This window comes from Mesorhizobium sp. WSM4808 (assembly GCF_055811675.1).
In genome coordinates this window covers 1-378 of record NZ_JBVVQX010000080.1, presented here as the reverse complement: position 1 = coordinate 378, position 378 = coordinate 1, and the positions used below count along the sequence as shown (strand labels likewise).

The 378-nt window shown below is 60.3% G+C and carries 1 protein-coding gene; it reads left to right on the top strand.

Annotated features, from left to right (window positions below; translation table 11 throughout):
* A partial coding sequence (locus AC0L2U_RS34765) for a porin (protein ID WP_473603713.1) occupies window positions 1-311 on the top strand: 311 nt, incomplete at its 5' end.
* Window positions 312-378: the final 67 nt, after the last annotated feature.

Here is a 378-nt window from a genome sequence, read left to right as displayed (position 1 = left end):
TCGGCTCGGTTGCGGCCCTGATCTCCGTTTCGGTGGCTCGCGCGGCGGACGAAATCTCCGCGTCGGACCGGACCGAACATGTCCACATCTGCGACGTCTACGGTGCAGGCTACTTGCATGTCCCCAACACCGACACCTGCCTGCGCATCGGCGGCTACGTCCAATATGACGTCGGCATCGGTGGTGTCCCTTCGCATGAGGGGGCAAGAACATCCAGTGCGAGAACCGGGGAGGCTCAGGGCAGTTGGCGAAACAACACGCCTTTCACGTTCAAGACTTGGACGAGCCAGGAAACCGAAATGGACCACTGAAGACCTATACTGAAAGCCGCCTGAACTTCGGCAACCGCAACCCTTATCCGGGTCCGGACAGTGCTCA